This window comes from Enterobacter mori LMG 25706, from assembly GCF_000211415.1.
Classification (GTDB): domain Bacteria; phylum Pseudomonadota; class Gammaproteobacteria; order Enterobacterales; family Enterobacteriaceae; genus Enterobacter; species Enterobacter mori.
Window position 1 is genome coordinate 41,861 of the sequence record NZ_GL890780.1, and the last position, 14,498, is coordinate 56,358.

Consider the following 14,498-nt stretch of genomic DNA (forward strand, 5'->3'; position numbering starts at 1 on the left):
TCACTATCCCTCTAATTCTTTGGCAATTTCCAGGTCAACCCAGATATCATCATCGGCATCGTCCAGTACCGGAGCATCAACCACCGCATAGGACCAGTCATTAATCACCTCAAGCGCACCGCCGAGCATCAAATTCAAATTTCCACACAATTCTGTCGCCTCTTTCCGGGACCACTGTTCTTTCTCCAGCAAACTGCGATAAAGCTGGCTATGTGCGGAGTCTAGCCCCCCCGCCTCCGTTAATGAGGCTGGAGCGCTTTCTGGCTCTTCCGGTTCTTCTTCGGTGAAAATTGTGTTCAGCAATTTACGAACATCATCCGTGGCAGATTCGTGGCGGGCCAGTACATTAGCATCCAGTGTGAACCCTACTGCTGGCTGATCAGTTGGTACAGACGAGACGAGATCATGTTCAGTTGCGGAATGCTGATGGATATTGCTCGAGACAGATGAGGGATCCAGCCCCAAACTTGAGTAAATCTTCTCAAGCTGTTTGATTTCGGCAGGCGCTATTGTCCCATCCGAACAGGCAACACTAACGATAACTTTACCCACAGCAGCTTTTTCCGCAGCCCCCATCAACTCAATCCTGCTTTTCATTCCTGTCATATTGGCTGGGGTATGAAGTTGCCACGTTAAATACGCATGTAGAGAGCGTTTTTCATCATCGGTGAAGCCAGTATTGTTGTTGATGGCATTCTCAAGCACTTTCTGTTCAGCTTGATCAAGAGAATCGTCAATCAAGGCGACCATCGCCCCTAATCTGAGCGTCATTACTGCTGAGATAAATTCAGAAGAAGGTGAGAAGCGTCCACCTTCGGCGGCAGGGAATAGAACAAGTGTCCCATCAACATCCGCCTTCACATGGTGATAATACGGGTCAGGTGCCAGACCGTAACCCATCTTCAGAGCAAAGGCCTGCATCAAATCGGCCTCTTTTTTATTGATTTTATTGGGGCAAATGGCATTCATATGTGCCCAAAAGTCAGCAACTGAGACTAACCCCTCCTTGACGAGGATCGCCTCATCAGCCCAGCGTTTGAATGAGCTTAATATTTTTTCTGCGCTTTCATTAACGATCTCTGAAGGGAGCAACATTATTGCAGCCGTATCATTGACTGACGTACCTTTCCTACCAAGGTAGCGACTATAAGCATCAAGTTCATCCGTACATATGTCGGCAAGAGCCATAATTTTCTGGACAGGGCTCTTCAACGCACTTGGATCAGGCAGGTCGGGAACAGGGAGTCGAACACCTCGCAAACTAGGACTTGCTGGTGTGTAATCTAACCTTAGGCGCGTTTTATTCGCCTTAACGACCATCCCTTCACCATATTTGAGGGTGTAACGCCGTTTGAAAAGCGCAGCAAACTCTTTAGCACAGCGGCGAGCCGGGGTACGCAGCGAATACTCGGTGTGGTTTATTACCCAGCTCAACGCCAGTTCAGCTGATACAGGGACTCCTTCATGTACAGTTTTTGCCAGAGCCAGCTTAAATTGCATGCTGTTGCTGAAACCTGAATTGCTATCGAGCTCAGTGGCTAAGCCCATGTTCGGGCGCAGAATAGACATGGCTTCGAGTAACTGGGCCGAATATCCACGGAATGAGCGGTTCTCAATGAATACGGATCTTAACCGAGCTACTTCATTGAACAGATTACGGAACTCAGCATCAGGGAATTTTGGGTCAGTGGAATCTATGAGCGCTTTTCTTTCCAGGCCGTAGAGGTAGATAAAAACATAGCCGATAGGACACGATGGATCAGACCTATCGCTGGCGAGCCAACTGACATACGCACCGCGTGCTTCTGGGGAAAGAGAAGAAAAACTGGGCCAGTATCCTAATGAACTGTCCTCGTAAAGATAAGAAGTAGGTTTTATCTTACATGTGTCATCAATTAATGATGCCTCATTTCCATCGTCATAATAGCCGCCTGATTCCTGACCGGAGGGCTTCATACGTTGCCCCAAGTAAATGTGGCCACCGCTAATTGCTACACCAGCTACAGTTATCATCTCACCCGGAAGTACCCATCGAGCTAGTGCACCTGCTGACTTTGAGGTGTTCCGGTAATGATTGGTTGTCACCCGAAGTTCAACACCCCGGCCACCGCTCAATGTAAAAGTTGCAAGGTTATCGTCTTCACTATCATCGTTTCGCACAACCGCCTCTTTTTTCTTGATGTCAGCGAGCCATTCTTTTGGCGGTGCTTTCACGGGGCTTGAAGCATAAGACTTTGAAGATTTACGTTTTTTCTTTCTAAAAAACAACAAGTAAATTACTAAAATCGCCGCCAGAAACTTCAATAACTCCATGATATATAACCTTAAAATAATTCTTCATTCACATTTGAAATGTGGTAGGGAATGCATGGCAAGTGGATTAATCTCAAAATAATACGTCTAAATCGCTATGGTTAAAAGCAAATCGCAATTAAAATTAACCAATTGATTTAAATGACAAAAATCATTGAATAATTTACTTCACCAGAAGTGAATTTTTAAGGAGTAAAAAGCCTGCTGGGCCATTCGCCTAAGAATGATGTTGTACTAATGCTAGGTTAACATACGAGCAAATATACTGGGGATGCAGAACTGACCGCTGTATGATGACATTTACCTATTCGTTGAGAATGTCGGTAACTATTGGAAAGCCGTTAGAGACTGTACATTCTCGGATTTTAAGAGTAGCTGGTTTAGTTTTGTGTAATAGCTGCGTCAGGTCAAACCTGATCTATGAGCAGATATAGCGAGGGGCCCCACGCTGATTTTTATCAACTAATTAAGCTATGAGCTGAGTTGTGCCGAAGTTAAGATATCCTCATCGCCTACGTTGATGAGCTGAAGAGCATCTCTGACGCCATTAATGCAGTTTATCCGGAGAGCGGATTAAGTTCTGTATCATTCACATGGTGCGTAATAGCCTGCGGCTCGTATCTTAGAAGGACTACAAAGCATTAACCCATGACCTGGGGTACCTGCGGCAGAGGCGGTTTTACACGACGAATACCATTGCCAGATTGGACAGTGTGATCCGGCATACTATTAAAAAGTGCAAGGTACTCCCGACAGATTACTCATTAAAAAGTTGTATCGCTATCAACCCTGTCAGTATCGCTAAAAAGACGATGATGTTCAGGGGAGCTCGTATCGTCTTATTATCAGCTCTATGCTCTTCTGCACAGCCACATCTGAGAAAAGGCAGTCACATTGAATCACGTACGCGCTCTCAAGGTACCGGACTATCGATTTTGCGACACCCCGATACGTTTTTGTACTGCCTTCGCAAACGCCGCCTTCACTCTTTTGTCTTTGACTGACCATTCAGCCAACAACTTGATCTGGCTTGCCTCCACCATTGCCGCGTCCCGTGAGTCGTTTTTATCCTGTGCGGAAGGCCATCCATGCTCCTCAATATAGGGCCTTAACGCTTTAATAATTGCGTTGATGGCATCGGTTTTAGTTTCCCAGCCCTCAGGTTGCGCTTCCAGGTGTTTTATCACTTCGTCTTTAACGCCATCAAAACGTGTCGCTTTGACCTTTCCGCCATAAGCAGAATTGAGTTTATGCCGTTCCTTGATTCTTTTACCTGCTGCGGATTCACTGCGTTTCAGACCGCGATCCAACAACGCGATAGCCTTCAGCATTAATTGCACCGCATGATCTGGATCCGATTCGAGAGCCGATGTTCCCTGCCTCCAGTATTGTTCAGCCTCAGACATATCGTTCCTGATCCCCTTTATCATCCATTCTGAAAGACTGAAAATTTTCAGATAACGCCGCCATTTTTTCTCTCCGTGCTCATCAGCAAGTCGCCGCGCTAAATCTTCATCCTTCGTTTGTCTCCCTGTTTGTAGCACGATAACAATTTCAGTATCTTTATTCAGCCATTGCCTGGCGATATGTTTCTGTCTGATCCCGAGATGAAAACGTAACGCTTTCCTCTTTTTACGAAATACGATGAGTAACTCATCAGGGGTAAAATCCCTGTCTAAATCAGCCATGAAGTCCCTCTTTTCGAATGACAATTTCTATACTCCAGTAAATTTCCTTGCCTGACACCTGGAACGACTCATTCTTGCCCTTAGCCAGACGCTTCCGACACCATTTTCGAAAAAAAACATTCTGTCACCAACAAAAAACGGGAAAAAACCCTAAAAAAAACCCCTATCTCGTTGTTATAAAATGTCTTTTTTGCTACAGCCACCAGGCGGGTGCCATTACCTGTTCCGGCACCATACAATTGCATCCATATCGAAAGAACAGGGGGAATTAACAGATATGTCTGTACAAGGTATCAGGATACTGCGGATACGCGCCGTTGTTAACAAAACGGGCATTGCCCGCTCAACCATCTATGACTGGATCAACCCGAAGTCGCCGCGCCACGACCCGACCTTTCCGAAACAGCGCAGGCTGGGTATGCAGTCCGTCGGCTGGCTTGAGTCAGAGCTGGATGCATGGCTGCTGGAACGCCAGCAGGCATCATAAGCGATGAGATAGTATTGGTAAAAATTAAAGGAGGATACGCAGGTTATATAACAACGTCTCTGATTTAAATATGTACTCGCTGCGACATATTTTTGCCAGCTGCAAGGAAACTGAATGCGATTATTTATTGAGTAAAATTATTACTTTAAATAAATTTTGACGCTTGGCTATTTTATTATATTCACAACTAACCCGTTACTGAAAACAGTAACCAAGGAGAATATTACATGCAGAATATACTGCCACACACTGTCATTCCGAAAATGCCGGAGCCTTATATTCCCGTACAAAACAGAACCCCGGAGGGTTATCCTGTCTGCGCGTTCCCGCCGGTGATGCGGGATGTCATTGATGCTCTTTATAACGAGACGGGTATCCCGGCGGAACTGATAGCGGGGGCCGTACTGGCAGCCGCTTCCCTCGCCTGTCAGGCTCATATTGAGGTGGTACCACCACACTCATCGGATCCGATGCACTGTGCACTGTATTTACTGACGTTGGCGGTCTCCGGTGAAGGTAAGACCAGTATCAGCAAAAAAGTGATGAAGCCTTTTTACCGATTCGCTGAGCAAATGAAGCAGCAGCACGACGGTCTGATGAAGGCACACCTGCGTGCTGACAATATCTGGAAAATACACCAGAAAGCATTGACCAGTAATCTGTACACTGCCATCAAAAGCGGTTCTGAGGGGACGGAGGAAGAACGGCTGTTAGATGAACATGCAGAAACCCGGCAGCAGCCTCCGACCCGCCTGGCGATGCTTCATGACGACACCACCGCAAAGGCGCTCCTGGAAGGTTTGAGCCGGTATTCTGAAGCCGGGGTGCTCTCAGATGAGGCAATTACCTTTTTTAAAGGGTATCTGAAAAACAACCTCGGTTTACTGAATAAAGCCTGGGACGGAGAGACCTATGAATACCACCGCCCGGGCGGTGAGGAGTACGATATCAACGCCTGCCTGACCCTAGCATTAATGGTTCACCCCCCGGTCTTTGAAAATTACCGCCGTAACCACGGTGAACTCAGCAAGGGAAGTGGTTTTCTGTCGCGGTTTCTTTATATCAATACCATCAGCACGCTGGGACGTCGCCGCACAAATACGGACCACGCTCATTCTGATGAAGCATTAAATGTGTTCCACAGTAAAATTAACCAGTTACTTGATAAGCAAAAGGCGCGTTTTTATAGTCACGATACGCAAAAACAAACGCTCAGGTTATCTGATGATGCGACCACTTACTGGGCAGATAAACAGTCAGAGCTCAGCCGTAAAACAGCCCCCGGACAGCAGATGGAGCATATCAGTGAAATTGCAGCCAAAGCGGGGGCGAATGCCCTCAGGGTTGCGGCCATTCTGACATATATGTATTCACCTGAGAGTTTATGTATTTCGCGGGGGGTCATCCAGGCCGCCTTCAAAATTGTGGAATGGCATCTTGAAGAAGCGGAAAGGCTGTTTTTCCCTTCTTCTGAACGGAATGCATTTATGGAGGACGTTTACGAGATGTTCAGGTGGCTTAAGGAGAAATTTCTCGATAATGAGGGATATCCACTCAGGAAAAATGAGGTAAACCGGAACGGCCCGAACCGGCTGCGTGACGCCAGTAAATCACAATCTGTTCTTGAGCAGTTAATCGCACTGGGTCTGATTTGTTTTATTCGTCCCGGCCGTCATTCTGCGGTGTATATTGCCATGCCTTCCCTGGAATGTCGCCACTCATGGTGTATTCCACCGGCATTCCTGGAGAACGGACATAATCCGATTATTGCATCGCCAGAGAATGTCACTGGCAGGCATGGTTTTGAATACTTCGACTTTAACAGGCTGGAATATTAATCGGGACATCTCACTACAGAGGCCCGGATGGCCAGAGCGTACACTGGTTAAACGTCTTCGAAAACAACCACAGAGGCAAAAACCCCGCGCCAGTCGCTACTGGTCGCGATCTGCGCGGGGTTTTCTCAGAATACAGTAGTAAAAAAAGATAATGACGACAGGTGTAAAGCTCTGTGGATATGAATCATTAACAGCCATTAAAACCTGTAATTTAATAAAACAGTTCTGCTGGTGTATTTCTTACTCATTTGAGACAAATACATTAATATTTAATTGATGTTAACCAATAAATATATTTAATGATACGTAAAATATCATCACCGCTATTGTCAATAAAAACATAGATATTATTATATTAAATAAGAGTTTCATTATGGCCGTATGTAAAAGAAATAACTGCATGGCACAGATCGGCCATTCACCCGCTGAACGGATATTACGGCTATGCCCGACACATTATCAGGGCAGACAGTTAAATTCAGCCAGACGAACGGAAAGAGCAGCATTAATATGCCAGTATCCCGCCTGTGGTATCAGTATATCTAAAACCCGCAATCAGTTTTATTGTTGTAAGGAACATCGGGATAAAGCCCGGAGGTTAATCGATGACGATGCTATTATAAGACTGGTTAAGCACTCTTACTGGCTCAATGTGGAAGCCATGCTAAAAAATAATTCCCTTGGACTGGGGAGTATCACCGGTCCGACGGATATTGCAGACCTCATTCGGTTATATCAGCACAAAGCTGGCCACCAGAAAACGTATAATACGCTGAACGGGCACAGAGTTGCTGATACGACAAAAAGGTTAATCCCCTGGCTGGATCTTGAGCTATGCCACATTTACCCTAACTCTAAGGGCGGTGCAAATATCGCCAGAAACATTATCATCGCACCTGCTGCTATAAACCGGATGATGAAGGATTTTATCCCCTGCTGTCAGTCAGGAGTGCTGAGTGGCATAAAAGCAATGGAAACACCTCAACCGGTTAAATCGACCTTACTGAAAGCGTTAACGGATAAATACGGTTCAGATGCTGTACAGGAAGCATTGTACGGAGTTAAGCATCTTGCCTTTGCTGATTTAAGTCTGTCACGCAGGCTATTTGACACTGATATTTACGCATTCCCTCCACTAACCCGTCTGTTAAAAGAGGAAGCCTTACGCCTGAATTTGATGTCACTATGGGAAACGCTGGTTTGTACCGAAGTCAGCGTCTGGCTTAATGCCGGGCCTGCGAATGAATTATTTGCCGTTGCCGCGTTTCATGCGTTGCTGAACGGCGACGGCGACCACCTGCTGGAGCAATGTTATCGTTTAGTCGATGAAATCAGGGTGAAGCACAAGCGGGGGTCTCAACAAATCTACGACGAATTTCAGCATATACTCAGCCAGTACATGGCAAAATATTTTCACATTGACACCAGCGACCACAGAGCCTGTAATCTCTTCTATAACCGCTTTTTTAGTGTTCCTCCTGTCACAGAGGACGGTGTCTGCGCCATACCGCCTCAGTGATGCATTTCCTCAGCCTGTGTTCAATAAAATCTCAGATATATATCACCCTTCTGAAGTGAAACCGGACCATCGATAAACTCGGGCGAGGTTTACGGTAAATATATTTACTGAACCACGATCAATTTTGTCGATCGGTTCGATCGAATTTCATCGTTATCCCCTTCTTTTTTGCAGCTATAAAATCCCAACGGGATGCTTATGACTGTCTGTCTTCTACTAAAAATCATGCAGATACCCATTCCGGGTAGCGTTTTACGAAAACCAGAGGTGCACAAAAATGAACAGAAAAATGATTCACCCTTTACTACTGACCTGTGCGCTGGTACCGGCAGTGGCAATGGCCTTCGGTAATCAAACCACCTGGACCCGGGGCTGGGGCCAGGGAATATCAGAGTTTGTTATCAATGGGGAAAGTCAATCGCAACTGTCTCTGACCTGTGAGGATTACGGCTCGCAACCGGCCACGATCATATTCACTGACGCCAGCGGGCATCAGGTCAGTATGGATGAAGATAAAAGCCTTCAGGTCAGTATCGACGGTGGAGCCCCCATCGACATCAGCGAATCTGGCAGTCGAGTGGGCGGTAATAACCTGGCGCTGGCCTGGGCTCAGCTACGTAATGGCAAACAGGTCTCAGTAACCGGAGACGGTGTTAAGGATGCCACATTCACGCTGGCTGGGGCAGCAAAGGTATTGCCGGTATTCGGGACCCACGGCTGCGTGGGTAAAGATGCACTCTAGCCTGCATCTGAGTTTGACGCCTGTTGATTACGTTATTTTAAAAAGGAACAGATTATGAAATTTAAACATATGCTGGTACCCGCACTGCTTGCACTCTCAGCTCATACGCTGGCAGAGCCAGCGCCGACCATCAAAGTGGAGACCAGTAATCAGGTTCATCCTGCCGGAACACGCTATGTCACGGTCGTGGTCACCTCGCTGGATGATAGTATCAAAGTTGAAAAGATAGATGTGAACCGGGGTAACTGTCGTATTGATAACCAGAAGTACCTATATTCCAGCAATAAGGAAACTATTCTGCCCGCCTCCTTGCGCTACGGGGAGTCCGTCAAAGTAAATTTTTATAATAACTGCGTTGCTTCAGAAGTCGTCGTCACCACTGACAAGGGGGGATGGCGTTACACCTACCACTGAGCCACTTTCCTGTATCAGCTTCCTCAAATAAATCTTCACTCCACCAGAGGGCTGCCGCCAGGCAGTCCGGAGCAAACCCTATGACCTTTCTGAAAATGCTGGTGACGGCCCTGAGCCAGGCACTGACCTGGTGCGGCGGGCATCAGGCCCGGCAGTTTATTGAAATTCGCCTGCGTCAGGCAGGCTACGATGACAGCAGTATTGATACAGCCCGGGAAGCGGTCACGTTGCTGGTCACTGCACTTATCACCGCCCTGATGGCGCAGATACTGAAGATTCTGGATACGCTGTAGTCCTGCCCGCCATATCCCTCCCACAGTGAACAACATATCTGCCCCTGCCTCCTCACGGAGCAGGGGCTTTTGCTTTTATGCCTTCAGATTAATCAGATGAGGAATCAACTATGCGATTAGCCAGCCGTTTTGGTCGGGTGAACCAGATTCGCCGTGACCGTCCCTTAACCCACGAAGAACTGATGCAGCATGTCCCCAGCGTCTTCGGGGAAGACAAGCACGACTCCAGAAGCGAAAAGTACACCTACATACCCACCATTAGCCTGCTGGATAACCTTAAACGTGAAGGGTTCCAGCCATTCTTTGCCTGTCAGTCACGAGTGCGCGACCAGAGCCGACGGGAACATACAAAGCATATGCTGCGCCTGCGTCGTGCCGGTCAGATAAACGGTCAGCAGGTACCGGAAATCATCATTCTGAATTCGCACGATGGCGCATCAAGTTTTCAGTTACTGCCGGGAATATTCCGAAGCGTCTGCACCAATTCGCTCGTTTGCGGACAGTCGTTTGGCGAGATCCGCGTGCCACACAGGGGCGACGTTGTCGGGAAGGTGATTGAGGGGGCCTATGAGGTTCTCAGCGTCTTTGACCGGGTGGAAGAGAAACGTGACGCCATGCAGTCCCTGCAACTCCCGTCACCCGCACAACATGCACTGGCTACAGCGGCGCTGACATACCGTTTTGGGGAAGAGTACCAGCCAGTAACCGAAGCGCAAATTCTTGCACCCCGCCGCTGGCAGGACGAGAGCGATGACCTGTGGACCACTTACCAGCGCATTCAGGAAAACCTGCTGAAAGGCGGGCTAAGTGGCCGTACCGCGCAGGGTAAACGTACCCACACCCGCGCAGTAAACGGGATTGATGGAGACGTTAAGTTAAACCGTGCGCTCTGGGTGATGGCGGAGAACATGCTGAACCTGTTGGACAGGTAATCACCCGCGCCCCGCCACCGAAATCAATCCCCGGCCCGACACTTCCATTCAACATCTCCATGCATAAGGAAAATTAACATGACCGACATTATTAATATTAACGATAACCATCAGCGACCTCTGCAGGCTGGCGATAACGTTTCTGCACCTGCTCTGGCAGCCACGTCCGTACCGGACGAACAGCGTGTGGAATTCTGGCCGCAGCACTTTGGCAACATCCCGCAGTGGATAACCCTTGAACCGCAGGTCTTTGCGTGGATAGACCGGTTCTGCGCTGACTACAGCGGCGGTATCTGGAATTTTTATACTCTCAGCAACGGCGGGGCCTTCATGGCTCCGGAAACGGACAACGATGCCTTCTGGTCGCTGTTCAACACCATGAATGGCAACGCCGCAGACATGAGCGCCGAAGCTGCAGGGATTGCGGTCTGTCTTATCGCTTACAGTCATCATGCATGCCGCACAGAATGCGATGCCATGACGGAGCATTACTGGCGCCTGCGTGACTATGCGCTGCATCACCCGGAATGCAGCGCCATCATGCGCATTATCGACTGAGCGTTCCGCCATGCCCTATGAACTGTCTCACCTTAATGACCTGTGGGATGCGCTGGGGAAAACAACGGTCGGGGATGAGGACGGTGACCTTGTGACCGACGAACCCTTCCTGCATTTCCCGACAGGTACCCCTCTCTTCCATATCTGGTCATGGTTTGAATCCCTGCACGACGGGTTCGTCGTTGCCGTGAAACTGTACAACACATCTGCGCCCGACGCGTCAACCGACAGGAAAAGCAAATGAATACCACCACGTGTCTCCCCGACAGCGGGGAAATATCTCCCACCGCACAGCGCACCATCAGACGCGCACTGACCCTGCTGGAACGCCAGTTACGCGAACCCGGCGAGGCATTCACCTCCTGCCAGGCGGTCCGTGACTGGCTCCGTCTGCAACTCATCACGCTGGAGCGTGAAGTCTTCATGGCGCTCTTCCTTGATAACCAGCATCGTCTTATTGCTCATGAAACGCTCTTCACCGGCACCATCAACCATACGCAGGTACATCCCCGTGAAGTGATAAAGGCAGCACTGAAACACAATGCGGCTGCCATCGTACTTTCACACAATCATCCTTCAGGTTATGCGGAACCCGGCCATGCCGACCGACTGCTCACTGACCATCTGAAACAGGCACTTAAACTCGTGGATATCTGCCTGCTGGACCACCTGGTCGTGGGAGGCATGAACATCGTCTCGTTTGCCGAGCGTGGCTGGCTTTAGGGAGAGAATTACGATGAAAATCATCAGCAAACGTCAGGCAATGGCGATATACCGCCAGCATTCTGAGTCCCGGCTGTTTCGTTTCTGTACCGGGAAATATAAGTGGTCCGGCAGTATCTGCCATTACCACGGCAGGGAAGTGCAGGATATCTGGGGTGTGCTGGCCGTGTTTGCTGAACGCCGACAGGACCGCAATGGTCCGTATGTGATCCTGCGCAGCGTCGTCCTGAACTGACTTACCGTTAAGGAGTACTTACATGAAGAAAGCAACCCGTGTAATCAACCATAACCCCACGGAACCCTGGTGGGGCCTCAGACGCAACATCACGCCGTGTTTTGGTGCACGGCTGGTACAGGAGGGTAACCACCTGCATTACCTTGCTGACCGCGCCAGCATTGCCGGGACATTTAATGACGCAGATTTACGCCATCTGGACCAGGTATTTCCGGTACTGATGAAGCAGATGGAGCTTATGCTGGCCAGCAGCGAACTCACGCCCCGCATTCAGCGCTGCATCACGCTCCACGTAAAAGGGCTGATATGTGAGGCCGATACACTCGGCTCCTGCGGTTATTTGTACATCGTAATTTATCCGGCGTCTGTAACAACCGAATAAACCCCGGACGCTTTTCCTTAGTCAAACTAGCCAACAAAGAGCGCAAACCATGCAAATACATTCCCTGTTCCTTCAAAGGGCGGCGTCGTCACGTCTGTCGTCAGTCGAAATCTGGCAAAAATTACTGGAGTATCTGCTGGAGCAACACTACGGCCTTACCCTCAACGACACACCGTTTGGCAACGACAGTGTGATCCAGAAACACATTGATGCGGGAATCTCACTGTATGACGCTGTGAATTTTATCGTGGAAAAGTACGACCTGGTGCGTACTGACCGTCACGGCTTCAGCGTGAAAGAGCAGTCTCCTTTTATCGGCAGCCTTGATATTCTCCGAGCCCGGAAGGCTACCGGGCTGATGACCCGCAAGGGATATAAAACCGTTACTGACATCACAGGTGGCAGATTCAGCGGAGGGAAATAATGACGTTAGCCCTCATCGTTGACGACGACACCGTCAGCGATCAGCCCCTCAGGTGCCAGTACAAAGACTGGCGCTTTTATCAGATCTCCATTAGTTCAAACAGATGTTCGCTCAGACAGCTGGTATGGCGGTAACACCTTATCGGAGATATCTGTCTGCAGTAGAAGAGGGTGCGGCAGGACGCCACCAGAACATCAGGGGCCGTATCGTCTGCCAGGAGAGAGCTTAATTCCGGGGCGTTCAGTAAAATGAAACATTTCTCTGGGAGCATACCACCGGCATTCCCTTTCGGAAAACAACCGCCCAGATACAGTAACACGGTCAGCAGCCGGAACTGTCGCGTGAGTACCGCTTCGGTATCCCGGTAATGTACGGCTATCCACAGGCATTCCCGCAGCATAAATCGCCGGGTCCGTCGGGTGAGGTCACCGCCTTTGTCATACCAGCGTTCGACGATATCCCTGGCAGAGCGAACTGAGCCATCACCCTTTGTCGCAGTTTGCCACGACCGTGCCAGAAGCGTTGAGATATCCATGGATTAACGCCGCAACTGCGAAACGGCTGCGGGAGTATTGCGGACACCAGGCAGATAAATATTGCGAACCAGCTTCAGGAGGAAAAAGACATCGCTCAGGTTGCTCACGCCTGGTACCAGATGGCGAAAGGCTATCCGCACACGAAAACGCGCCCGGACCGCCTGCCGGTCATTCACCCTGCGCCGGTACAGGCCCAGAAAATGACGGCTTTCCACCAGCGCATGCCTGACCAGCGCTCGTCTGACAGATCGGTACTGCGTCTGTGTACTGAGTGCCAGAATATCTGCAATCACGTCGCAATAGCTGAACGCGCGGATATCGTAATAATCCGGGCGGTGGGTAATTGACGCCGGGTTATTAACCCACAGGTAATCCTGTCTGTCAGAGAAATAAAATCGGCCATCTGCGGCGGCAAGCTGTATCGTCCAGAGAATGTCCTTGTGGCTTTTCCCTTCCTGGAATCGCAGGTCATGCTCGCGAATATACGCTGAACGGATTATCTGCAGCCACAGATAATGCGGCCATTCCCTCTGACTGACGCAATGGCGTATCCACTGCTGACCCGTCAGCGTCTGACCGTAAGGCTGTCTGCGGTGAACGGTATGCCGCAGATGTCCGGCGCTGTCTGTATGCCGGGCATTGAAAAGGACGACATCGGCCTGTGCTTCGCGGGCTGTGTGCAGCCGCTCCTGCAGAAAATCTGCCGCAACCCGGTCATCCGCATCCAGGAACACCCCCCATTCACCACGGTGAATCGCCAGTGCAGCATTACGGGCAGCATACACGCCCTGATTTTCCTGACGAATGAGAATAAGCCGTTCATCTGTAATGGCGCTGAGTAGCGTCCATGTTTCGTCGGTTGAACCGTCATCCACAACAATGATTTCAGTACTGAGCGTTGTTTCGCCAAGCAGTGTATGGACCAGAGCCCCGATGCTGTCAACTGCATTGAAGGCAGGAATGATGACGCTGATATCGATGTTGGTTTTCATTGATCAAAGGGAATGTAAACAGAGGGAAGCTTCAGAGTTGTTACCCCATCAGAGGCAATAACCTTCCGGGTAAGAAACATTGTCAGGAAGAGCGTCCCGGTGATTTTCGTGCTGGTGTGGACACCACTCGTTTTTCTCTGATTTCCTGGTTAACCACCATCAGACAGCCATCGCAAAATTCTTTATCAAGCCCGAATATCCGGTCCAGAATGCTTCTTTTCTTGTTACATCTGGCACATCTTTTCATTCCATCACCTGCTGTCGCATTCCCATGCCGTGCCCGCAGGACAAAAGAAGGGCGCCCACCAGAAGACAGGAAATAAATTAATAAACAATACGTTAAATGAATTGTTGGGAATTTAGCACAGGCACTAGCGTGCCGGATAATTCATTTTGCAGATCAATTTTATAAAATCGATCGG

The 14,498-nt window shown here is 49.2% G+C and carries 17 protein-coding genes; 13 read left to right on the top strand and 4 right to left on the bottom strand.

Annotated features, from left to right (window positions below; translation table 11 throughout):
- Nucleotides 1-3: 3 nt before the first annotated feature.
- Nucleotides 4-2,313 carry a tellurite resistance TerB family protein gene (locus ENTMO_RS0118370; protein ID WP_010434174.1) on the bottom strand — a complete coding sequence of 770 codons (2,310 nt, stop codon included), beginning with the start codon at nt 2,311-2,313 and terminating at the stop codon, nt 4-6.
- Nucleotides 2,314-3,239: 926 nt separating this feature from the next.
- Nucleotides 3,240-4,001, bottom strand: coding sequence for a hypothetical protein (locus ENTMO_RS0118375; protein WP_010434175.1), 762 nt, complete (start codon nt 3,999-4,001; stop codon nt 3,240-3,242).
- A 277-nt stretch (nt 4,002-4,278) separates the two neighbouring features.
- Here ENTMO_RS0118375 and ENTMO_RS0118380 point away from each other — a divergent pair, with 277 nt between their 5' ends.
- The 13 genes from ENTMO_RS0118380 (at nt 4,279) to ENTMO_RS0118440 (ending at nt 12,548) form a co-directional block, all read left to right on the top strand.
- Nucleotides 4,279-4,488, top strand: a complete 210-nt coding sequence (locus ENTMO_RS0118380) for a helix-turn-helix transcriptional regulator (protein ID WP_004114618.1) — start codon at nt 4,279-4,281, stop codon at nt 4,486-4,488.
- A gap of 227 nt (nt 4,489-4,715) precedes the next feature.
- Nucleotides 4,716-6,326, top strand: coding sequence for a YfjI family protein (locus tag ENTMO_RS0118385; protein ID WP_010434176.1), 1,611 nt, complete (start codon nt 4,716-4,718; stop codon nt 6,324-6,326).
- Nucleotides 6,327-6,726: 400 nt separating this feature from the next.
- Nucleotides 6,727-7,845: a hypothetical protein gene (locus ENTMO_RS0118390; protein WP_237702343.1), complete on the top strand. Its 1,119-nt coding sequence runs from the start codon at nt 6,727-6,729 to the stop codon at nt 7,843-7,845.
- 277 nt (nt 7,846-8,122) lie between these two features.
- Nucleotides 8,123-8,587 carry a hypothetical protein gene (locus ENTMO_RS0118395; protein WP_010434178.1) on the top strand — a complete coding sequence of 155 codons (465 nt, stop codon included), beginning with the start codon at nt 8,123-8,125 and terminating at the stop codon, nt 8,585-8,587.
- Between the two features lie 54 nt (nt 8,588-8,641).
- A complete protein-coding gene (locus tag ENTMO_RS0118400; RefSeq protein WP_010434179.1) occupies nt 8,642-9,001 on the top strand; it encodes a hypothetical protein in 360 nt (119 codons plus the stop codon).
- An 80-nt stretch (nt 9,002-9,081) separates the two neighbouring features.
- Complete coding sequence (locus ENTMO_RS0118405) at nt 9,082-9,294, top strand: hypothetical protein (RefSeq protein ID WP_010434180.1); 213 nt, start codon at nt 9,082-9,084, stop codon at nt 9,292-9,294.
- 110 nt (nt 9,295-9,404) lie between these two features.
- The gene (locus tag ENTMO_RS0118410; RefSeq protein WP_010434183.1) at nt 9,405-10,226 is read left to right on the top strand and encodes a DUF932 domain-containing protein; all 822 of its coding nucleotides are present in this window, start codon (nt 9,405-9,407) and stop codon (nt 10,224-10,226) included.
- A 78-nt stretch (nt 10,227-10,304) separates the two neighbouring features.
- Nucleotides 10,305-10,784, top strand: a complete 480-nt coding sequence (locus ENTMO_RS0118415) for an antirestriction protein (protein ID WP_010434186.1) — start codon at nt 10,305-10,307, stop codon at nt 10,782-10,784.
- A 10-nt stretch (nt 10,785-10,794) separates the two neighbouring features.
- Complete coding sequence (locus ENTMO_RS0118420; protein WP_010434188.1) at nt 10,795-11,028, top strand: hypothetical protein; 234 nt, start codon at nt 10,795-10,797, stop codon at nt 11,026-11,028.
- Nucleotides 11,025-11,507 carry a RadC family protein gene (gene radC, locus ENTMO_RS0118425; protein WP_010434190.1) on the top strand — a complete coding sequence of 161 codons (483 nt, stop codon included), beginning with the start codon at nt 11,025-11,027 and terminating at the stop codon, nt 11,505-11,507. The genes ENTMO_RS0118420 and radC overlap by 4 nt, the downstream gene beginning before the upstream one ends.
- Before the next feature lie 13 nt (nt 11,508-11,520).
- Nucleotides 11,521-11,742: a DUF987 domain-containing protein gene (locus ENTMO_RS0118430; RefSeq protein ID WP_010434193.1), complete on the top strand. Its 222-nt coding sequence runs from the start codon at nt 11,521-11,523 to the stop codon at nt 11,740-11,742.
- A gap of 22 nt (nt 11,743-11,764) precedes the next feature.
- Nucleotides 11,765-12,124 carry a type IV toxin-antitoxin system YeeU family antitoxin gene (locus ENTMO_RS0118435; protein WP_010434195.1) on the top strand — a complete coding sequence of 120 codons (360 nt, stop codon included), beginning with the start codon at nt 11,765-11,767 and terminating at the stop codon, nt 12,122-12,124.
- Nucleotides 12,125-12,173: 49 nt separating this feature from the next.
- Nucleotides 12,174-12,548, top strand: coding sequence for a TA system toxin CbtA family protein (locus ENTMO_RS0118440; protein WP_010434197.1), 375 nt, complete (start codon nt 12,174-12,176; stop codon nt 12,546-12,548).
- 79 nt (nt 12,549-12,627) lie between these two features.
- Here the strand turns inward: ENTMO_RS0118440 and ENTMO_RS0118445 are convergent, their stop codons facing one another.
- Both ENTMO_RS0118445 and ENTMO_RS0118450 read right to left on the bottom strand, forming a co-directional pair.
- Nucleotides 12,628-13,083, bottom strand: a complete 456-nt coding sequence (locus tag ENTMO_RS0118445; RefSeq protein ID WP_226859238.1) for a hypothetical protein — start codon at nt 13,081-13,083, stop codon at nt 12,628-12,630.
- Between the two features lie 3 nt (nt 13,084-13,086).
- A complete protein-coding gene (locus tag ENTMO_RS0118450; RefSeq protein ID WP_010434201.1) occupies nt 13,087-14,076 on the bottom strand; it encodes a glycosyltransferase in 990 nt (329 codons plus the stop codon).
- Between the last annotated feature and the right edge of the window lie 422 nt (nt 14,077-14,498).